The 19,336-nt window shown below is 58.1% G+C and carries 18 protein-coding genes; 7 read left to right on the top strand and 11 right to left on the bottom strand.

What is annotated here, in order from left to right; genetic code table 11:
- Positions 1-17 precede the first annotated feature (17 nt).
- The 7 genes from FHS21_RS16145 to FHS21_RS16115 form a co-directional block, all read right to left on the bottom strand.
- A complete protein-coding gene (locus FHS21_RS16145) occupies positions 18-1,646 on the bottom strand; it encodes an ABC transporter ATP-binding protein (RefSeq protein ID WP_183662940.1) in 1,629 nt (542 codons plus the stop codon).
- On the bottom strand, positions 1,621-2,760 hold the full coding sequence (locus FHS21_RS16140) for an ABC transporter permease subunit (RefSeq protein WP_112531511.1): 1,140 nt from the start codon (positions 2,758-2,760) through the stop codon (positions 1,621-1,623). The genes FHS21_RS16145 and FHS21_RS16140 overlap by 26 nt, the downstream gene beginning before the upstream one ends.
- The gene (gene oppB / locus FHS21_RS16135; protein ID WP_112531512.1) at positions 2,753-3,676 is read right to left on the bottom strand and encodes an oligopeptide ABC transporter permease OppB; all 924 of its coding nucleotides are present in this window, start codon (positions 3,674-3,676) and stop codon (positions 2,753-2,755) included. Before oppB ends, FHS21_RS16140 begins: the two co-directional genes overlap by 8 nt.
- A gap of 224 nt (positions 3,677-3,900) precedes the next feature.
- Entirely contained in the window at positions 3,901-5,499 is a 1,599-nt protein-coding gene (locus tag FHS21_RS16130) for a peptide ABC transporter substrate-binding protein (RefSeq protein WP_183662937.1), read from the bottom strand.
- Between the two features lie 238 nt (positions 5,500-5,737).
- Positions 5,738-7,186, bottom strand: coding sequence for a cryptochrome/photolyase family protein (locus tag FHS21_RS16125; protein ID WP_183662934.1), 1,449 nt, complete (start codon positions 7,184-7,186; stop codon positions 5,738-5,740).
- A 113-nt stretch (positions 7,187-7,299) separates the two neighbouring features.
- Entirely contained in the window at positions 7,300-8,925 is a 1,626-nt protein-coding gene (locus FHS21_RS16120; protein ID WP_183662932.1) for a cisplatin damage response ATP-dependent DNA ligase, read from the bottom strand.
- Positions 8,926-9,942, bottom strand: a complete 1,017-nt coding sequence (locus FHS21_RS16115; protein WP_183662929.1) for a ligase-associated DNA damage response exonuclease — start codon at positions 9,940-9,942, stop codon at positions 8,926-8,928.
- A 108-nt stretch (positions 9,943-10,050) separates the two neighbouring features.
- On the opposite strand from FHS21_RS16115, the gene FHS21_RS16110 reads away from it, so the two are divergent.
- The 4 genes from FHS21_RS16110 to FHS21_RS16095 are packed head-to-tail and all read left to right on the top strand — an operon-like array spanning position 10,051 to position 13,886.
- Positions 10,051-12,570: a ligase-associated DNA damage response DEXH box helicase gene (locus FHS21_RS16110; protein WP_183662924.1), complete on the top strand. Its 2,520-nt coding sequence runs from the start codon at positions 10,051-10,053 to the stop codon at positions 12,568-12,570.
- A gap of 17 nt (positions 12,571-12,587) precedes the next feature.
- Positions 12,588-13,283, top strand: a complete 696-nt coding sequence (gene pdeM / locus FHS21_RS16105) for a ligase-associated DNA damage response endonuclease PdeM (RefSeq protein ID WP_376772127.1) — start codon at positions 12,588-12,590, stop codon at positions 13,281-13,283.
- Between the two features lie 59 nt (positions 13,284-13,342).
- Positions 13,343-13,561: an AbrB/MazE/SpoVT family DNA-binding domain-containing protein gene (locus FHS21_RS16100; RefSeq protein WP_112531518.1), complete on the top strand. Its 219-nt coding sequence runs from the start codon at positions 13,343-13,345 to the stop codon at positions 13,559-13,561.
- Positions 13,548-13,886, top strand: coding sequence for a type II toxin-antitoxin system PemK/MazF family toxin (locus tag FHS21_RS16095; RefSeq protein ID WP_183662919.1), 339 nt, complete (start codon positions 13,548-13,550; stop codon positions 13,884-13,886). The genes FHS21_RS16100 and FHS21_RS16095 overlap by 14 nt, the downstream gene beginning before the upstream one ends.
- A gap of 5 nt (positions 13,887-13,891) precedes the next feature.
- Here the strand turns inward: FHS21_RS16095 and FHS21_RS16090 are convergent, their stop codons facing one another.
- Positions 13,892-14,353: an Lrp/AsnC family transcriptional regulator gene (locus FHS21_RS16090; RefSeq protein WP_112531520.1), complete on the bottom strand. Its 462-nt coding sequence runs from the start codon at positions 14,351-14,353 to the stop codon at positions 13,892-13,894.
- A 121-nt stretch (positions 14,354-14,474) separates the two neighbouring features.
- Between FHS21_RS16090 and hppD the strand changes: the two genes are divergently transcribed.
- The 3 genes from hppD to FHS21_RS16075 are packed head-to-tail and all read left to right on the top strand — an operon-like array spanning position 14,475 to position 16,250.
- Complete coding sequence (gene hppD, locus FHS21_RS16085) at positions 14,475-15,587, top strand: 4-hydroxyphenylpyruvate dioxygenase (protein WP_183662917.1); 1,113 nt, start codon at positions 14,475-14,477, stop codon at positions 15,585-15,587.
- A 58-nt stretch (positions 15,588-15,645) separates the two neighbouring features.
- The gene (locus tag FHS21_RS16080) at positions 15,646-15,876 is read left to right on the top strand and encodes a type II toxin-antitoxin system Phd/YefM family antitoxin (RefSeq protein ID WP_183662915.1); all 231 of its coding nucleotides are present in this window, start codon (positions 15,646-15,648) and stop codon (positions 15,874-15,876) included.
- Entirely contained in the window at positions 15,873-16,250 is a 378-nt protein-coding gene (locus FHS21_RS16075) for a type II toxin-antitoxin system VapC family toxin (RefSeq protein ID WP_112531521.1), read from the top strand. Before FHS21_RS16080 ends, FHS21_RS16075 begins: the two co-directional genes overlap by 4 nt.
- A 29-nt stretch (positions 16,251-16,279) precedes the next feature.
- Here FHS21_RS16075 and maiA read toward each other — a convergent pair whose 3' ends face one another.
- From maiA to hmgA, 3 genes are read right to left on the bottom strand one after another with little or no spacing between them, the layout of a single operon-like run.
- Positions 16,280-16,924: a maleylacetoacetate isomerase gene (maiA, locus tag FHS21_RS16070; protein ID WP_183662913.1), complete on the bottom strand. Its 645-nt coding sequence runs from the start codon at positions 16,922-16,924 to the stop codon at positions 16,280-16,282.
- Positions 16,921-17,940: a fumarylacetoacetate hydrolase family protein gene (locus FHS21_RS16065; RefSeq protein WP_112551768.1), complete on the bottom strand. Its 1,020-nt coding sequence runs from the start codon at positions 17,938-17,940 to the stop codon at positions 16,921-16,923. The genes maiA and FHS21_RS16065 overlap by 4 nt, the downstream gene beginning before the upstream one ends.
- A complete protein-coding gene (gene hmgA / locus FHS21_RS16060) occupies positions 17,937-19,268 on the bottom strand; it encodes a homogentisate 1,2-dioxygenase (RefSeq protein ID WP_183662911.1) in 1,332 nt (443 codons plus the stop codon). Before hmgA ends, FHS21_RS16065 begins: the two co-directional genes overlap by 4 nt.
- Positions 19,269-19,336: the final 68 nt, after the last annotated feature.

Raw genomic sequence — 19,336 nt, 5'->3', positions numbered from 1 at the left:
TCAAATGCAAGACCCAATCACTCGAGATCGAATGCAGCCGCCAAAAGGGTCTTGGTATAGGTGTTATGGGGAGTATCGAAAATATCCTCCGTTTCGCCTTCCTCGACGATCTTGCCGTTCTTCATCACGATCACATAGTCCGACATCGCTTTGATCACCGCCAGATCGTGGCTGATGAAGATGTAGGAGAGGCCATGCTTCTCCTGCAGATCGCGCAAGAGCTCGATCACCTGACCTTGTACGGAACGGTCGAGTGCCGATGTGGGTTCATCGAGAATGACCACTTTCGGCTTCAGGATCATGGCGCGGGCGATAGCGATGCGCTGACGCTGGCCGCCGGAAAACTCATGCGGATAGCGGTTGCGCGCGGCCGGATCGAGCCCGACCTCCTTCAGCGCCGCGATGGCACGCTTGTCCCGTTCGGCACGCGACAATTGCGGCTCGTGGATACGGAGGCCTTCGGTGATGATCTCGCCGACAGTCTGCCGCGGCGACAAGGATCCATAGGGGTCCTGGAACACCAGCTGCAATTCCTTGCGCAGTGGCCGCATGGCCGAGCGGTCGAAATTCGAGATGTTCTTGTCGCCGAAATGATAGTGGCCGCTGCTTGGCAGAAGCCGCAGCAGCGCCCGCCCGAGCGTCGATTTGCCGGAACCGGATTCGCCGACGATGCCGATGGTCTGTCCGCGTTTCAGCCGGACCGTAACACCATCGACGGCCCGAAAAAGCTTGGTCGCCCTGGTGAAGAATCCACCTCCGATGGCGAAGTCCACCGCCACATTGCGGCCCTCGAGGATGATCGGTGCGCTGTCTTCCGGCGGCTCCTTGGCACCGCTCGGCACGGCATCGATCAGCATTCTGGTATAGTCTTCCTTTGGATGCTCGAATATTTGCTCGATATCGCCGCGCTCCACAACTTCGCCGCGACGCATGACGACGACGCGATCGGCGAAATGTTTTACAATGCCGAGGTCGTGGGTGATGAGCACGATCGCCATGCCAAAACGCTTCTGCAGTTCTCGCAGCAGGTCGAGGATCTGCGCCTGGATGGTCACATCGAGAGCTGTGGTGGGCTCATCGGCGATGAGGAGATCCGGCTCATTGGCGAGCGCCATGGCGATCATGACGCGCTGGCGCTGGCCACCGGACATTTCGTGCGGATAGGAATTGATGCGGCGTTCGGGATCGGGAATGCCGACGAGCTTGAGTAATTCAAGCACGCGCACCTTCGCCTGTTTGAAGCTCACCCCCTTGTGATGGACGATGGGTTCGGCGATCTGCCGTCCGATGGTATAGAGCGGATCGAGCGAGGTCATCGGCTCCTGGAAGATCATTGTGATCTTGGCGCCGCGCACCTCATTGAGGCCCTTGAGCGGCAAACCGATCAGCTCCTGGCCGCGATATTTGGCCGAGCCGGTGACGCGGCCATTGTTGGCCAAGAGGCCCATGATACCCATCATGGTCTGGCTCTTGCCGGAACCGGATTCGCCCACAACTGCAAGCGTTTCACCCGGTTTTACATCGAGATCGATGCCTTTGACTGCCTTGACATCGCCGTCCGGCGTGGTGAAATCGACCTTGAGGCCGCGTACGGACAATACATTGGCTTGCATATCCATCTCAGCGGTCCTTCGGGTCGAGTGCATCGCGCAAGCCGTCGCCGATGAAGTTCAGCGAGAACAGCGTGACGACGAAGAAGATGGCGGGGAAAATCAGGTACCACGGCGAAGACTGCATCTTGTCGGCACCCGCCGAGATCAGTGCACCCCAACTGGTGAGCGGCTCCTGAACGCCGAGCCCGAGGAAGGACAGGAAGCTTTCAAGCAGGATCACTTTCGGTACAACCACCGTGACGAAGATAACGACCGGCCCAATCGTATTCGGGATGATGTGGCGCCGGATGATCTGCCAGTCCGTCAAGCCGAGGGCCTGCGCCGCGCCGATGAATTCACGTCGCTTCAAGGCGAGTGTCTGACCACGCACGATGCGCGCCATGTCCAGCCATTCGACTGCGCCGATCACCAGAAAGATGAGGATGAAACTCCGGCCGAAAAACACCACCAGAACCACTACGAGGAAGACGAATGGCAGCGAATAGAGGATTTCTATGAGACGCATCATGACATTGTCGACGCGGCCGCCCAGATAGCCGGATATGGCGCCATAGATGACGCCGATGAACAGCGATACGAGGCTGGCGAGACAGCCGATCGTGAGCGAGATTTGTCCACCCAGCATGACACGCGCCATCAGGTCACGGCCGTTTTGATCGGTGCCAAAAAGGAAATATTCGCGCTTGACGTCGCCCGTCAATTTGAGGGTCTTGCCATCCTCTTCGGTGGCGGTGACCTGCGTATTGTCGAACTCGTTGGCGCGGTCGAAATAGCGGGTCGAGCGCGGATCGATGGCCTTGTCCGCGTGGATCGTCGCGGTGAACGTATTGCCATCCACGGCAAACTCACGCAGTTCAACGCGAGCCCGATCGGCAACACCCTTCATGACGCCGTCGAGTGTGTCGGCCCTGGGCAAGGCTTCCAGGCTTGGCGGGACGTTGACGTAGGAGGGGAAAACCTCGTCATATTTATGACTGATGACGTAGGGTCCGAAGAAGGAGAACAGGGTGATCAGCAACAGCACGACGCAGCCGGCCATGGCTGCATAATTGCGGCGGAAGCGAATAACCGCGAGCTGGAACAGGCTGCGCCCTTTTGACTCTTCGGGCGGGATGATTGTGGTGGGAATACCGCTCAGATCAGTCATGGCGAACCCTCGGGTCAAGAAGGCCGTAGAGAATATCGACCAGAAGGTTGAAGACGATGACGAAGATCGCGACGAGAACGACAGTTCCCATGACGAGCGTGTAATCGCGATTGATGGCGCCCAAGACGAAATATCGACCGACGCCGGGAATGGTGAAAATCGATTCAACGACGGCAGAACCCGTCAGCAGCGCGGCGGCGCATGGCGCCAGATACGATACGACAGGAAGCAGCGCGCCCCGCATGGCGTGGGTGATGACCACCACACGTGGTGGTAGTCCATAGGCGCGCGCGGTGCGGATGTGGTCCGTGTGCAGTCCCTCGATCATCGAGCCGCGCGTCAGCCGTGCAAAGACGGCGAGCTGCGGCAGGGCAAGCGCAATCATCGGCAGGATGAGGAAGCGCCAGGAGCCGTCCCCCCAGCCACCCGCGGGCAGCAACGACAGCAGGACAGCGAAAACCAGTGTGAGTACCGGACCGACAACGAAGTTCGGCACCGTAACGCCGACCGTTGCAATGGACATGATGAGGAAATCGAGAAAGCTGTTTTGCCGGAGGGCGGCAATCGTGCCGATAATCACGCCGCCAAAAAGCGCAAGCAACAACGCATAGGAGCCGAGCGTGATCGAGTAAGGCAAACCCTTGCCGATCAGTTCGGCGATTGTGTTGTCCTTGTAGATGTAGCTTGGACCGAAATCGCCGGTGACCGCATTCTTCAGATATTGCAGATACTGGTTCCACAGCGGCTGATCGAGATGGTAGGCCTTCATCAGGTTTTCCATCGTCGCCGGCGGCAGCGGCCGTTCCAGATTGAAGGGTCCTCCTGGTGCAAAACGCATGAGGAAGAAGGATAGAGTGACGACAATGAACAGTGTCGGCACTGCGCTCGCCAGACGGCGGAGGACAAAGTGGAACATCGAGTTTAACTCTTCCTGTTGACGTGCCCGTCAGGCACGCTCACACGATAATCCCCAGAGAACTGCGTTCCGTTGCAAAGTTCAAGAACTTCCATTCGCCCGTCTCATCATGAGAGGCGGCGGGAGCATATTCCTGATCTGAGTGGTCTGGCGGAAAGCAAAAACATGGGGCCTGAGCATATGAAATGCGCAACCCGGATAATCCGGATTGCGCATTTTCAGTCTTATTCCTTGATGCTCAGGTACTTGCTCAGATGTTCGTTGTTGCCGTTGTCGCCCCAGCCCTGGACTTTGTCAGCAACGAGCCAGAAATTGGCGTCGTTGACCAGCGGAGCAATTGGCTGGTCGCGCATGATCAAAGCTTCAGCTTCGTGCAGGATCTTCGAGCGGGCTGCCGGGTCGCGTTCCTCGTAGGACTTCTTCATCAGCGCATCGAATTCCGGATTTTCATAGTGTCCGTAATTGAAGGTCTTGTTGCTGCTGACGTTGAGGTTGAGGAAGTTTTCGGCATCGGCATAGTCGGCAGTCCAGCCGGCGCGCGCGACATTGAATTTTCCGCCTTCCTGCAGATAGGCGTAGTGGGCGCTGATATCGAGATTCATCAACGTCACATTGGCGCCGAAGGTCTTCTTCCACATGTCGGCAACGGCGGTCGCTGCCTTCTGGTGGTTCGGATTGGTGTTGTAGCGGATCTCGATATTCAAAGGCTTGCCGCCTTCGCCATATCCGGCTTCCTTCATCAACTCCACTGCTTTGTCTTCACGATCAAGCTGGGACATGCTGGCAAAATCGGCCTTCGAGGGTTCGCCATAGTTTTCGAGACCCGGAGGAACGAGCGAATAAATCGGCATTTTCGAGTCGTTGAAAATATCGTGCGAGAGGAAATCGCGATCGACCGACATGGAAAGGGCCCGACGAACACGCACATCGTTGAATGGCTCGGTGCGTGTGTCGAAAGGATAATAGTATGTGGCGAAGGCAGGTGTCACATGAACCTGTTTCGGATTTGCCTTGCGCAGGCGATCGATCTGATCGGTGGAGAAGTTATAGACGAGATCGAGCTCCCCGGCCTCATAACGGCGGACGGCTGCAGCCTGATCTTCCTGCGGGTAGAAGATGACCTTGTCGAGCTTGACGTTGGCGGCATCCCAGTAGTTTTCGTTCTTGACCACGGTCAGGTGATCGTTCGGCACGTGTTCGGTAAGCTTGAATGCGCCATTGCCGACGAGCTTGCCTGGCTTGACGAAATCAGCGCCGTTCTTTTCGAAGCTTGCCTTGTTGATCGGGAGCGCTGTCTGGTGCGACAGAAGTTCGATGAAAAAGGGGGTCGGGCGCTCCAGTGTGATCTCGAGCGTCTTGTCGTTGATGGCCTTCATGCCAAGCTGATCGACGGGAACGGTCCCCTTGTTGATCGCTTCGGCATTCTTGATGGGATAGAGAATGTTCGCATAGCCAGCTGCGGTCTTCGGATCTTCGACGCGGCGCATCGAGAAGATGAAGTCTTCGGCAACCACTGGCGATCCATCGGACCACTTGGCGTTGTCGCGGATCTTGAACGTGTAGACCGTGCCATCGTCCGAAACGGTCCAGCTTTCGGCTGCGCCCGGCACGATCTTGCCGTTCGCATCATAGACGGTCAGGCCCTCATAAAGGTCCTTGACGATGAAGGCTTCGATATCGATGGAAGTCTGCGACTGGTCGAGGGTCTGCGGCTCGCCGCTATTGCCACGATGGAGCACCATTTCGGCCAAGGCGGGGCTTGCGCCCAGCATCAGCGATCCGAGCAGCAATGCCGCACGGAGATTCAGTTTCATTAAGGTCATTTTTCTGTTCCTTCCCCTCTAAGAGAATTGCGAAGGCATGAACAAAGGCCAAAAAATGGCCAAACGCAAGCAGGGGCTAATGCTTTCGTAGTAATATTTTTTCAAGGAGGGGGTTACGGGAACGTCAACGAATTGTTGCACCATATGGACCAAGGTGCCTTTTTCCGGCGTTTTTCGTGGAAAATGCGGCATAGCGTGGTGTGGACGGCAAATTCTCCGGATTGTGTGGAAAACCGGGCTACCGGGTCTTTTCGAAGGCCGCCAGGGCCTGTTTTCGGGCACGCTGATGGTCGACAATGGGCTCCGGATAGGTTTTGCCGAGGTCGACCTTTGCCTTTTTAAGGGTGTCTTCGGGCGCAGTCCAGGGCTGGTGAAGGTACTTGTCCGGCAGTGCGGCGAGCTCCGGCACGAATTCGCGCACGTAGTCGCCTTTCGGGTCGAATTTTTCGCCCTGCAGGACAGGATTGAAAATGCGGAAATAAGGTGCCGCGTCTGCGCCGGAACCAGCTACCCATTGCCAGCTCGCAGCGTTGTTCGCCGCGTCCGCGTCGACGAGCGTATCCCAAAACCACCCTTCCCCGCTCCGCCAATCGATGAGCAGATGCTTGATCAGGAACGAGGCAACGATCATGCGCACGCGGTTATGCATCCAGCCGGTCTGCCACAGCTGCCGCATGCCGGCGTCGACAATCGGATAACCGGTCTTGCCGTGTTTCCACGCACTGAGTTGGTCCGGCCGGTTCTCCCAGGGGAACACATCAAAAGCGGTGTTGTAGTTTTCCGAGCCCAGTTTTGGGTTGTTGCACAGGAGATAATAGGAAAACTCGCGCCAGCCAATTTCCTGGCGAAACTTCGAGGCCCCCGCGCGCTCTCCATCGTGCATCGGGATTTTCGTAGCGTGCCAGATCTGGAACGGCGTAATTTCACCATGGGCAAGGTGCGGCGACAAGCGTGACGTCGCTTCTATATCCGGCCTGTCGCGATCCTCAGGATAATCCCGGATCTTGTCATCGAGGAACGTGTGCAGCCGATCGAGGGCGCCGTGCTCGCCAGGGACCCAAACCTCGGCAAATCCTTTGCTCCAGTCCGGATGCTTCGGCAGCAGGACCCAATCGTCGAGCTTGTCGGAAGTCGGCCCGTGAGGCCAACGCTTCAGCGCGCGCGGCGGGGGCAACGGGTCTCGTGGATCGGGCATGGAATTCAGCGCGCGCCAGAAGGGCGTGTAGACTCGATAGGGCCCGCCGGACCCCGTCTTGAGTGCAGACGGTTCGTGGAGGATGTGGCCCTCGAAGCTCTTCGATGCAATGGCTTGGTGTGGGAGTTGAGCCTGCAGCGCCTCATCAATTTTGGCGCCGGGCGGGTCGTAGCGGCGGTTCCATACAACCATATCGGCGCCCGTTTCATTGATCAGCGTGCTGACGACCTCCTCTGTCCGGCCGCGTTTGAGCACGAGCGGAGCACCGAGCGCCTGCAGTGAAAAGTCCAGCGCGGTCAGCGAATGGTGCAGCCACCAGCGGCGGGCACCGCCGGTGGGACGGCTGTTGCCGCTAACCCTCTCGTCAAGCAAAAATACCGGAATGACCGGTTTTCCGCTATCCGATGCAGTAGAAAGCGCGCGATTGTCACCGAGCCGCAGATCGTGACGGAACAGGACAATGACGGGCTTTTCGACGTCGGAACCGCTCATCTGATAGCTGCATATCCCTGCAGAATGACAATCACACCTCGACCCTTATCGCGTTCTCGCCATGTTGACCATCAGCAACGCGCGGGCACGACGACATGTTCCTCATGCGGATTTCAATCCATGGTTTCTGAATCGCGCAGCAGGGCTTCAAGCGTTTCCAGCCGGTCGGCTTCTATGGGCGGCTTGTCCCAGCGCAGGCGCGAAATGCGTGGAAACCGCATCGCGACGCCGGATTTGTGCCGCTTGGAGCGATTGAGGCCTTCGAATGCCACCTCAAGCACAAGGCCATGTTCGGGCTCGGCCCGCACGGAGCGCACGGGGCCGAAACGCTCGGTCGTGTTGTTGCGCACGAAGGCGTCGAGCTGTTTCAGCTCTTCATCGGTAAAGCCGAAATAGGCCTTGCCGACCGGAACCAGGTATGGCTCGGTTTCCGGTCCTGTCCAGACGGCAAAAGTATAGTCCGAATAATAGCTCGAACGCTTGCCGTGGCCACGCTGGGCATAAACAAGCACGGCATCGATGATGAAGGGATCGCGCTTCCATTTGAACCACGGACCTTTTGGCCGGCCCGGCACATAGGCCGATGAGCGCTGCTTCAGCATCAGCCCTTCGATGATCGGATGCGGCGGGTTCTTGCGCAGTTCGACGAGGTCCTCGAAGTTCTCGAAAGGGACCAGTGGTGAAAGATCGAAGCGCGTTGGTTCTAGGTGTTTGACGAAGGCTTCGAGGCGGGTGCGCCGCTCGTCAAATGGAAATGCTCGGATGTCCTCCTTGCCGTCAAAAAGCAGATCGTAGAGCCGGACAAAGGCGGGATGGCTTTCCAACTGCTTTGCCGAGACAGTCTTGCGGTTGAGACGCTGCTGCAGATCGCCGAAAGCGCCGACCTCTATCCCTGTATCGACGCTGCGCGCGACGAGCAATTCGCCGTCGAGCGTGCCCTCGAAACTCATGAAATCGGCAATGTCGGGAAATGCATGGGAGATGTCATCGCCGGTGCGCGAATAGATACGGCGTTGGCCACCCTCCGCAGTCAATTGCACGCGAATGCCATCCCACTTCCACTCGGCGGCATAATCCTCCGCACTGATTCTGGCATAGTCCGGTTCCTCCAGAGGCGTCGACAGCATGACCGGGCGGAATGGCGCCGCGGCAAGGCTTTCCGGCTTGTCGGCAGTCTTCTCCAGCCAGGCGAATAGCGGTTGGTAGGGCGGCTTCAGGCCATGCCACAGCTCTTCGATCTCAGTGACATCGACTTCGCCGAATTGTGCGAGCGCTTGTTTGGCAAGCCGGGCTGAAACCCCGATGCGCATGCCGCCGGTGACGAGCTTCAGCAGCGCATACCGGGCAGATGCATCGAGCTGGTCCAGCCATTTTTCAACCAGGCGTACGGCGTCGCTACGGGATGCATGTTCCAGAGAAGTGACGATATCGCCGAGCGTCGGCACGGCATTGGCGCGGAGCGGTTCATCCGTTGACCAGACCAGCGAAATGGTTTCGGCGAGATCGCCGACGTAATCATAGGAATAGGCAAAAAGCTGCTCGTCCATACGCTCGGCGATCAAGGCACGGATCATCGCGGGCTTGACATTGGCGATGTTGAGATCGCCGGTGATGGCGGCAAGCGCGAGGCCACGATCCGGATCAGGCGTATCGCGGAAATAGTCAACGAGAAGCGTCAGCTTCCCGTTGCGCGCGGGGGTGAGGACCAGCCGATCAAGGAGTTGAGCGAATTCCTCCATTCAATCGCCCTCGTCTTCGTAGCCAACGAGATGCAGCGGTCGCGCCGCAAAATCGTTCAGCTCGCACCAGCGCACCAAAGCTTCCTCGCGTCCGTGCGTGACCCAGACCTCGCGCGGTCCAAGCTCGGTGATCGTGCCGGTAAGCTCGTCCCAGTCGCAATGGTCGGAAAGAATGATCGGCAGTTCGACACCACCCTGGCGCGCCCGCTGGCGGATTCGCATCCAGCCCGAGGCAAAGCACGAGACCGGATCGGGAAAACGCCGCGCCCAGCGATCGAGAAAGGCCGAGGGCGGCCCGATGACGATAGCGCCGGCGAAATCCTGCACGCTGCCTGTCTCGGTTGTCGCCGGTGCCAGAGCTCCGAGATCGATGCCTTGCGACTGGTAGTAGTTGCAGAGCTTCTCAAGGGCGCCGTGAATATAGATGGTCCGGTCATAGCCGGCATCGCGCAGCATGCGGATGACCCGCTGTGCCTTGCCGAGCGCATAGGCACCGACGAGATGCGAGCGCTCGGGGAACTGTTCGACGGATTTCAAAAGCTTGGCGATCTCGTCGCGGCTGTCGGGGTGGCGGAAGACCGGCAGCGCGAAGGTTGCTTCGGTGATGAAGACATCGCAAGCGATGGGTTCGAAACCGAGGCATGTCGGATCGGCGCGGCGTTTGTAGTCGCCAGAGGCGACAATACGCATGCCGTCCTTCTCCACAGCAATCTGCGCCGAACCGAGCACATGGCCTGCGGGGTGAAAACTGACGCTGACACCATTGACTTCGATGGATTTGCCAAGCTCTGCAGCCTGTGTTTCACCGGCGAAATTCGCGCCGTAGCGCAAGTCCATGATGTCGAGCGTCTGCTGCGTCGCCATCACCTTGCGGTGGCCGGAGCGGGCGTGGTCGGAATGGCCATGGGTGATCAATGCACGCTCGACGGGACGAACCGGATCAATATGGAAATCACCGGCCGGGGAATAGAGGCCGGCAGGCGTCGAACACAGCAGAGCTTCGGGACGTTTCAGCAAGACATTCCTCGGATTTACCACCTAACGAACATAGGCCGCATTTGGCTCCGCGCAATCCTGACAAACAATGTCTTGGCGCTTTGAGGCCGCACAACTACATTCGCTGCAGTGAGCACCAGCAAATCGCCCCTGGCCGAGATCGGCACCCCTCTTCTGCCACCCTCCTTCCTGAACTGGTTTCAGTCGAAGGGCTGGTCGCCGCGCGCCCATCAGCTTGCACTGTTGCAGGAATCGGAACAGGGAAATTCGACCCTCCTGATCGCACCGACAGGCGCGGGCAAGACGCTGGCCGGATTTCTGCCGGCGCTGGTCGATCTGGCGCAGCGCGGCAAGAGCAATGCGTCAAGCCGCGGCATCCATACGCTGTATATCTCGCCTCTGAAGGCGCTGGCTGTCGATATTCATCGCAACCTCGAAAAGCCTATCTCGGAGATGGGGCTGGATATCTCGCTCGAGACGCGCACCGGCGATACGCCCGCCTATAAACGGCAGCGGCAGAAACTGGCGCCGCCGGATATATTGCTGACGACGCCTGAACAACTGGCACTTCTGATCGCGGCCAAGGATGCCGGGCGCTTCTTCGAGGACCTGCGCTATGTGATCTTCGATGAGTTGCATTCCCTTGTTACGTCCAAGCGGGGCCATCTTTTGTCTCTCGGGCTGGCGAGGCTGCGGCGCCTGCAGCCGGGTGTGCAGACGATCGGACTTTCCGCCACAGTCGCCGACCCGGATGGGTTGCGGCGCTGGCTCCTGCCGCAGACAAGCGATGCACCAATGGCCAGCCTTGTCACCGTCGAGGGCGGCGCAAAACCGCACATCACCATTCTGGAATCGGACGATCATGTGCCATGGGCCGGGCATTCGGCGGTGTATGCGCTGCCTGGCATCTACGATGCGATCAAGCGGCATGGCACGACACTGATCTTCGTCAATACGCGCAGCCAGGCGGAGCGGCTGTTCCATGATCTCTGGATGGCGAACGACGACAATATGCCGATCGCGCTGCATCACGGCTCGCTCGATGTTGGCAAGCGCCGCAAGGTGGAGCAGGCCATGGCAGCCAATGCCTTGCGGGCGGTGGTCGCGACATCGACGCTCGATCTCGGCATCGACTGGGGCGACGTTGATCTCGTCATTCATGTCGGGGCACCCAAGGGTGCAAGCCGCCTCGCGCAGCGCATCGGCCGCTCCAACCACCGCATGGACGAACCCTCGCGCGCGATCCTCGTTCCGGCCAATCGCTTCGAGGTGATGGAATGTCAGGCGGCACTCGACGCCAATTATATCGGTGCGCAGGATACCCCGCCGCTGGGTGACGGTTCGCTCGACGTGCTGGCGCAGCACGTGCTCGGCATGGCCTGCGCCGAGCCGTTCCGGGCGGACGATCTCTACGCTGAAGTCACCACCGCCCTGCCCTATGCGTCGCTGCCACGCGAAACTTTCGATCGTATCGTCGATTTCGTCGCGACCGGCGGGTATGCACTGAAAAGCTATGAACGCTTCGCCAAGATCAAGCAGACCGCGGATGGCACCTGGCGCGTGACCCACCCGCGCTTTGCCCAGCAATACCGGTTGAATGTCGGTACCATTATCGAGGCGCCGAGCCTCAACGTGCGGCTCACCCGCCAGCGAGGCAAGGGCGGCAATGTGCGTGGGGGGCCGGTGCTCGGCAAGGTGGAGGAGTATTTCGTCGAGTCGCTCAGTCCAGGCGAGACCTTCTTCTTTTCCGGCCGCGTGCTGCGCTTTGAAGGTATTCGCGAGAACGAATGCATTGTCACAAACGCGGAAGGGTTCGACGCCAAGATACCGTCCTATGAAGGAGGTAAGTTTCCTTTGTCTACCTATCTTGCAAGCCAGGTTCGAGCAATGCTGGCTGATCCCGCCCGTTGGGGTGCCTTGCCTGATCAGGTCAGCGACTGGCTGCGTATCCAGAAGGAGAAATCCGTGCTGCCGCAGCCGGGCAGCCTGCTTGTCGAAACCTTTCCGCGCGGCGAGCGGTCCTACATGGTGATCTATCCGTTTGAGGGCAGGCTGGCACACCAGACGCTGGGCATGCTGCTCACCCGGCGGCTGGAACGCGCCAAGGCGCGGCCGCTCGGCTTTATCGCGACCGACTACGCCGTATCGATCTGGGGTCTGCGCGACATGGGGCGGATGTTCAAAAATGGCGAATTGCCGCTATCGGAGCTCTTCGACGCGGACATGCTCGGTGACGATCTCGAAACCTGGTTGTCGGAGAGCTTCATGCTGAAGCGCACCTTTCGCAACTGCGCGCTCATCTCCGGCCTGGTTGAAAAACGTCATCCCGGACAGGAAAAATCCGGACGGCAAGTGACGGTTTCGACCGACCTGATTTACGACGTGCTGCGTGAGCACGAGCCCGATCACATCCTCATTAAGGCGACGCGCGCCGATGCCGCAACGGGTCTTCTCGACATTCGGCGTTTGAGCGATATGCTAAGCCGAATCAAGGGTCATATCGTTCACAAGAACCTCGACCAGATCTCGCCTTTTGCCGTTCCCGTGATGATGGAAATCGGTAAGGAACGTGTCCCCGGTGAAGCGCATGAGACGCTTCTGGAAGAGATCGCCGACGAGTTGACCCGGGAAATGATGGATCATAAATGACGCCGGTGTTTCAGACGATCAAGACAGCCTTGCATGGCGCAGCCGAAGTGACCGTTGCAAGGCACAGCGGTGTTTGCGATCCGTCGGGTGCTCTTTATCTCGAAAGTGACCGCATCCTCATTGTCTCCGACCTGCATTTCGAGAAGGGCTCGTCATTTGCCCGGCGCGGCATGCTGCTGCCACCCTATGACACGGCAACGACACTGGCCGCGCTTGCGAAGATTATCGCGCGCTACAACCCAACCTGCGTGATAAGCCTCGGCGACAGTTTTCACGATGGCCAAGCGGCAGCGCGCCTGCCCGCACTCTACGCGGCGGAACTCGCTACATTGATGGAGGGGCGCGAGTGGATATGGATCACCGGCAATCATGACCCGGAACACCCGGCGGACTTGCCGGGCGAGACATTCACGGAGCTGGCCTTGGGTAATTTGGTCTTTCGGCACGAACCCTCGAAAACTCCCTGCTCCGGCGAGATCGCAGGACATTTGCACCCCGCCGCCAAGGTGGTTCGGCGCGGGCAGTCGGTGCAGCGCCGCTGTTTCGTCAGCGACCGCTCGCGCATGATCATGCCGGCTTTCGGTGCTTATGCAGGCGGAATGAATATTCTCGGCCGGGCGTTTCATGGACTGTTCGACGCGCAAACAATCACGGCCTATATGCTCGGCCATGCCCAGGTCTATCCGATGGTGCGGAAGGCGCTGTATCTCTAGCGCTTCCTTGCATTTTGTAAGGAAATTCCTTACATTTATTTTCATAAGGAGATGTGCCCATGATTACCAGCAAAATGACGAGCAAGGCGCAGACGACGATACCGCAAGCGGTACGCATGGCACTCAATCTGAGGCCCGGTGACGAAATCGCCTACCAGATCGAGGATGGCCGCGTCATTCTCATGCGCACAGAAACGGGTGCGCATGGCGATGACCCGTTTGCAACATTCTCGGAATGGGACAGCGAAGCGGACAAAAAAGCCTATGCCAACCTTTGAGGCTGGCGACGTTGTACGTGTTCCGTTTCCATACACGGATCGAAACACCCGCCAGCACCGGCCGGCCTTGGTTATTTCCGATGGCGGAATTGGCGACCATCATGAACTTCTCTGGGTTTTGATGATCACAAGCGCGGAAAACAGGCCTTGGGTGGGCGATGTTCCAATTCCGCGCCATCAGGATGCGGGGTTGCCCGCACCTTCGGTCATTCGACCGGCCAAGGTCGCAACGATTGAAATTTCACATGCCGACAAACTTGGTAGTGTGACGCAAGCGACCCTGCAACAAGTCATGCGGGGCGTTAAAGCGATCCTGAAAGCATAGGCGCCTCAAATCGGCAGACGGCCATCTTCCTTCAGCGTATCTAGTACGATGGCGGTTTTGACATGCTGGACGGATTCATGCGGCAGCAGAACCTCATTGACGAATGTCGAAAGTCCGCGCAGGTCCGGTGTCACCACTTTGATGAAATAATCCATCTCTCCAGTCAGAGCGTGGGCTTCCATGACCTGAGGCAGTTTCGAGATGAGTTCCGAAAAGCGCTGTGCGTTGTCCCGATTGTGCGTCGCCAGTGTCACAGAGATGATGTTGACGATACCGAGACCAAGCTTTTCCCGGTCGATCTCCGCCCGGTAGCCGCGAATATAGCCCTCTTCCTCCAGCCGCGTGCGGCGGCGCGAACATTGCGACGGCGAGAGGTTGATGCGCTCGGAAAGCTCATTGTTGGTCAGCCGCCCATCTTCCTGCAGGCAAATGAGAATCTTGCGGTCAGATGGATCAAGTTGCTGCATGTATGCATCTTATATCATATTTTTGCACGAAACATGCGAAATATACGCCTATGGAGCGTTGAAATGCAAGCACATTGCAAGCGGTTTGCGCGATAATGGCGGTCACCGCATGGAGGATGATATGGGCCCGTTTCCGCACGACGCACCGAAAGCCACGATCAGCAAGGATAACCCCGCTGGGACGGACGGTTTCGAATTCGTTGAATTCTCTCATCCGGAGCCGGAGCAGCTCGAAGAGCTGTTTGCGCGCATGGGTTATGTGCCTGTGGCCCGCCACAAGACCAAGAACATCACCGTCTGGCGCCAGGGCGACATCAACTACATTCTCAATGCCGAGCCGGGTTCGCATGCGACGAAGTTCGTCGACAAGCATGGCCCCTGTGCCCCTTCCATGGCCTGGCGGGTCGTGGATGCCAAGCATGCCTACAGCCATGCGGTTGCCAAGGGCGCGACACCCTATGAGGGCGACGACAAGACGCTGGATGTTCCGGCGATCGTCGGCATTGGTGGATCGATGCTGTATTTCATCGAAACCTACAGCGACAAGGGCTCTGTCTACGATGCGGAGTTCGAATGGCTTGGCGAGCGCGACCCGAAGCCGGAAGGTGTCGGATTCTATTATCTCGATCACCTCACCCATAATGTCTATCGCGGCAATATGGACAGATGGTGGGCGTTCTATCGCGAACTCTTCGGCTTCAAACAGATCCATTTCTTCGACATTGCCGGTAAATTTACCGGGCTGGTTTCGCGCGCGATAACCTCGCCCTGCGGCAAGATCCGCATCCCGTTGAATGAATCGACCGACGACAAAAGTCAGATCGAGGAATATTTGCGCAAGTACAAGGGCGAAGGCATCCAGCACATCGCTGTGGGGACGGAGGCGATCTTTGACGCGACCGACAAGCTCGCCGATAACGGGCTGAAGTTCATGCCGGGACCGCCCGAGACCTATTACGAGAAATCACACGACCGCGTAAACGGCCATGATGAGCCGATCGGGCGGATGAAGAAGCACGGAATTCTCATCGATGGCGAAGGCGTCGTCGATGGTGGCATGACGAAGATCTTGCTGCAGATTTTCTCAAAGACCGTAATCGGACCGATTTTCTTCGAGTTCATCCAGCGCAAGGGGGACGAAGGTTTTGGCGAAGGCAATTTCCGTGCTTTGTTCGAGTCGATCGAGGAGGACCAGATTCGCCGCGGCGTGATAAAAATCGCGGCAGCGGAGTAGTTCAACAGTTGCATTCCGCTCGATTATGACCTAAATTATGGTCATAAGGAGTTTTGCTGTGAACATCTCTATCGCTGAAGCCAAAGCGAAATTTTCGGAACTGATTACCCGCGCGCAGTCGGGCGAGGAGATTGTGCTCACACGACATGGCAAAGCTGTTGCCACGATTTCCCCCTTGTCTGATCCGCATAAAAAGCCTGGTAGTTTGATAGGCGCGATGAAGGGGCAAATAGAAATATCCGATGATTTCGATAAACTTGGTCCCGAGTGGGACGAGTATGTGAAGTGAGCCGTCCGCTCTATCTTATCGATACGCACGTATTGCTGTGGGCCGTCAGTGATGATCCCAGACTTTCCATACGGCAGAGGGAAATACTGCATCAAGGTGAAGACCTTATTGTGAGCGCTGTGTCTATATGGGAGATCGCCATCAAGCGAGCGTTGGGTAAGCTTTTCCTGAACGGCGATATCGTCGATGCTGTGAAATCGCGTAATATTCCATTTCTCGCGGTCAATGAAGACCATGCCGCGCGCACGGAGCATCTCGGCGATCACCATCGGGATCCATTCGACCGGCTCCTTATTGCTCAGGCGCAGGTGGAAAATCTCACCATCCTGACATCAGATGAGATATTCCGTCGCTATGATGTCATGGTGGCCTGAGCTCCGCGTCTAACAGAAGTTGAAAGGCTCTACGTCTCCTGCTTCACCTTGTCCGGATGGGCCGCTGCGAAGGCGTCGATAGCCCTGCACCGTTTGACGATTGCGCTTATACGTTTGAAGCCGCTCGTTTTAACACCCCACCGCTTGGCATTGTAAACTTGGGGAACGAGACAGAAATCTGCCATGCCGGGCGCGTTGCCGTGGCAGAATTTCCCCGTATCCGGATGGTTCAGCATGGCCTCGAATGCGAAAAGGCCCTCGGCAATGAATTTGCGCATCCAGGCGATGCGGACCTTGTCGCCACCATCAGTCAAAAACAAGATGTGGGCCATCACACCCATGTTGCAAACCGGATGTGTGTCCATGGCTATGGCATAGGAAAGTGCCCTCACCCGCTGCCGTCCCGCCGGTTCCTGCGGCAGGAAGCCTGCGTCCAGATAGATCTCATCAAGATATTCGATGATCGCCAATGACTGGGTCATCATCCGCCCGTCCATGGCGAGCGTTGGAACGAGACCTTGCGGGTTGCGGCTGAGATTGTCGGCACCCTTGTGTTCGTCCTTGAGGAGATTGACCGGCACGGTTTCATATTCGAGACGAAGACGATTGAGCGCTATACGCACACGATAACTGGCCGACGAGCGCCAGTAGTCGTAAAGGACGATGCCGTTCATGCTTCACGTCCGTAATTGATTACTTGCTGCTCGATGGCGCCGAAGATCGAATGACCATAGGGGTCCTTCATCTCGATCCGCACAAGATCACCGAAACGCAGGAACGGCGTCTGCGGGGCGCCCTCATTGATCGTCTCGATCATGCGGAGTTCTGCGATGCACGAGTAGCCCACGCCGTCCTCCTCGACGGGCCGGCCCGGTCCGCCGTCGAGCTTGTTGGAGACAGTGCCGGAGCCGACGATCGTGCCCGCACCAAGCGGCCGCGTCCTGGCGGCATGGGCGATCAGCGTGGGGAAATCGAAGGTCATGTCGATACCGGCATTGGCGCGGCCGAATGGCCTGCCGTTGAGGTCGACACGCAATGGCAGGTGCACCTTGTTGCCGTCCCAGGCATCGCCCAGTTCATCGGGCGTCACGGCAACGGGTGAAAACGCCGATGACGGTTTGGACTGGAAAAACCCGAAACCTTTCGCGAGTTCCGCCGGGATGAGCCCGCGCAGGCTGACATCATTGACCAGCATGACAAGACGGATCGCATCACGTGCCTCGTCGATACTCGCACCCATTGGCACGTCATCGACAACAACGGCGACCTCCCCTTCCATGTCGATGCCATGAGCTTCGTCTGCCATGCGGATCGGTTCGCGTGGCCCGAGGAAACTGTCGGAACCGCCCTGGTAGATCAGCGGATCTGTCCAGAAGCTCTCCGGCATCTCGGCGCCGCGCGCCTTGCGCACCAGTTCGACGTGATTGACATAGGCCGAACCATCCGCCCACTGATAGGCGCGTGGCAATGGCGCCATTGCTTCATGTTCGTGGAAGCGTCCGATGGGGACCGCACCAAGCTCAAGACTTTTGCCAAGCGCTTCCAGATGCGGTGCTATACGCGCCCAATCGTCGAGCGCCGACTGCAGGGTCGGCGCCAAGAACGAGGCATCGGTAAAGCGGGTCAGGTCCTTGGAGACAAGAACGAACTTGCCGTCGCGGGTACCATTGTCCAGGGAGGCGAGCTTCATTTGGTATTGTTCTCCTCTGGCCAGTCGCCCTCGGGCGTTCCGTTGAACCGCTTCTTCAGGTCTTTCCAGCAATCCGCGTAATTGTCCTGCAGCGATTCGAGTTCTGCGGCAAAGCGTGTCAGATGTTGCGGGAAACGTGTCTCGAACATGAACGCCAGAGTGTTCTCAAGGCGTTGCGGCTTGAGCTCCACCGTCGAAGCCTTGTTGAAACCCATCGCGTCGGGGCCATGTGCCAGCATCATATTGTGCAGGCTCATGCCGCCCGGCACGAACCCCTCCTCCTTGGCGTCGTACTGACCATATACCAGACCCATGAATTCGGACATGATATTGCGATGGTACCAAGGAGGGCGGAAACTGTGTTCTGCCACCAGCCAACGCGGCGGGAAAATCACAAAGTCGACGTTGGCCGTACCCTCTTCGCCGGGCGGGGCGGTAAGCACCGTGAAGATCGATGGGTCCGGGTGATCGAACAGGATGGCGCCGACGGGCGAAAACGTGCGCAGATCGTATTTATAAGGCGCGTAATTGCCGTGCCATGCGACGACGTCGAGCGGCGAATGGTCGAGCAGGGTTTCGTAGAACTTGCCGCACCATTTCACATGCAGACGGCACGGCGTTTCCTTCTCCTCGAAGGCTGCAACAGGCGTCTTGAAATCGCGTGGATTGGCCAGGCAATTGGCGCCGATAGGGCCACGATCAGGCAACGCGAATTTCGCGCCGTAATTCTCGCAGATATAGCCTCGCGCCTCGCCATCAAGGGCTGCAACCTTGAACATCATGCCGCGCGGGATGACGCAGATCTCCGAAGGTTCGATCTCGATGATGCCCATTTCGGTGAAGATGCGGAGCCTTCCTTTTTCCGGCACCAGAAGCATTTCGCCATCGGCATCGAAGAAATAGTCGTCTTCCATATCGCGGTTGAACGCATAGACATGCGCTGCCATCCCTGCCTGGCCATGGACATCGCCCGCCGTGGTCATGGTGCGGATGCCATCGATGAAACTCGTTGGTTCCTGCGGCATCGGCGTCGGATTCCAGCGCAACTGGCCGATTGGCAATTCATGATCATCGAGGTTGGGCGCGGTCTTCCAATGTTCGCGCTTCGATGGTGTGAACCGGCCGCTGTGCTTGACCGAAGGTCTGATACGATAGAGCCAGGAACGTTCATTGATGCCGCGCGGTGCGGTGAAGGGAGAGCCGGACAGTTGTTCGGCATAGAGCCCATAGGCGCAACGCTGGGGCGAGTTTTGCCCCTGCGGAAGAGCGCCAGGCAGAGACTCCGTTTCGAAATCATTGCCGAAGCCAGGCATGTAGTTGAGGGTCATGATCGTACCTCCCGATATTAGTTGCAAGTGTGACGATCTATTTTGTAACTATCAACCGCAAAGGGAGA

This window comes from Phyllobacterium trifolii (assembly GCF_014192095.1).
Classification (GTDB): Bacteria; Pseudomonadota; Alphaproteobacteria; order Rhizobiales; family Rhizobiaceae; genus Phyllobacterium; species Phyllobacterium trifolii.
This window is presented reverse-complemented; position numbering and strand designations above follow the sequence as displayed.

Coding starts and splice junctions, on each gene's coding strand:
- FHS21_RS16145 (WP_183662940.1), bottom strand. CDS start 1,646: ATGCACTCGACCCGAAGGACCGCTGAGATGGATATGCAAGCCAATGTA.
- FHS21_RS16140 (WP_112531511.1), bottom strand. CDS start 2,760: ATGACTGATCTGAGCGGTATTCCCACCACAATCATCCCGCCCGAAGAG.
- oppB (WP_112531512.1), bottom strand. CDS start 3,676: ATGTTCCACTTTGTCCTCCGCCGTCTGGCGAGCGCAGTGCCGACACTG.
- FHS21_RS16130 (WP_183662937.1), bottom strand. CDS start 5,499: ATGACCTTAATGAAACTGAATCTCCGTGCGGCATTGCTGCTCGGATCG.
- FHS21_RS16125 (WP_183662934.1), bottom strand. CDS start 7,186: ATGAGCGGTTCCGACGTCGAAAAGCCCGTCATTGTCCTGTTCCGTCAC.
- FHS21_RS16120 (WP_183662932.1), bottom strand. CDS start 8,925: ATGGAGGAATTCGCTCAACTCCTTGATCGGCTGGTCCTCACCCCCGCG.
- FHS21_RS16100 (WP_112531518.1), top strand. CDS start 13,343: ATGATTACCAGCAAAATGACGAGCAAGGCGCAGACGACGATACCGCAA.
- FHS21_RS16095 (WP_183662919.1), top strand. CDS start 13,548: ATGCCAACCTTTGAGGCTGGCGACGTTGTACGTGTTCCGTTTCCATAC.
- FHS21_RS16090 (WP_112531520.1), bottom strand. CDS start 14,353: ATGCAGCAACTTGATCCATCTGACCGCAAGATTCTCATTTGCCTGCAG.
- hppD (WP_183662917.1), top strand. CDS start 14,475: ATGGGCCCGTTTCCGCACGACGCACCGAAAGCCACGATCAGCAAGGAT.
- maiA (WP_183662913.1), bottom strand. CDS start 16,924: ATGAACGGCATCGTCCTTTACGACTACTGGCGCTCGTCGGCCAGTTAT.
- FHS21_RS16065 (WP_112551768.1), bottom strand. CDS start 17,940: ATGAAGCTCGCCTCCCTGGACAATGGTACCCGCGACGGCAAGTTCGTT.
- hmgA (WP_183662911.1), bottom strand. CDS start 19,268: ATGACCCTCAACTACATGCCTGGCTTCGGCAATGATTTCGAAACGGAG.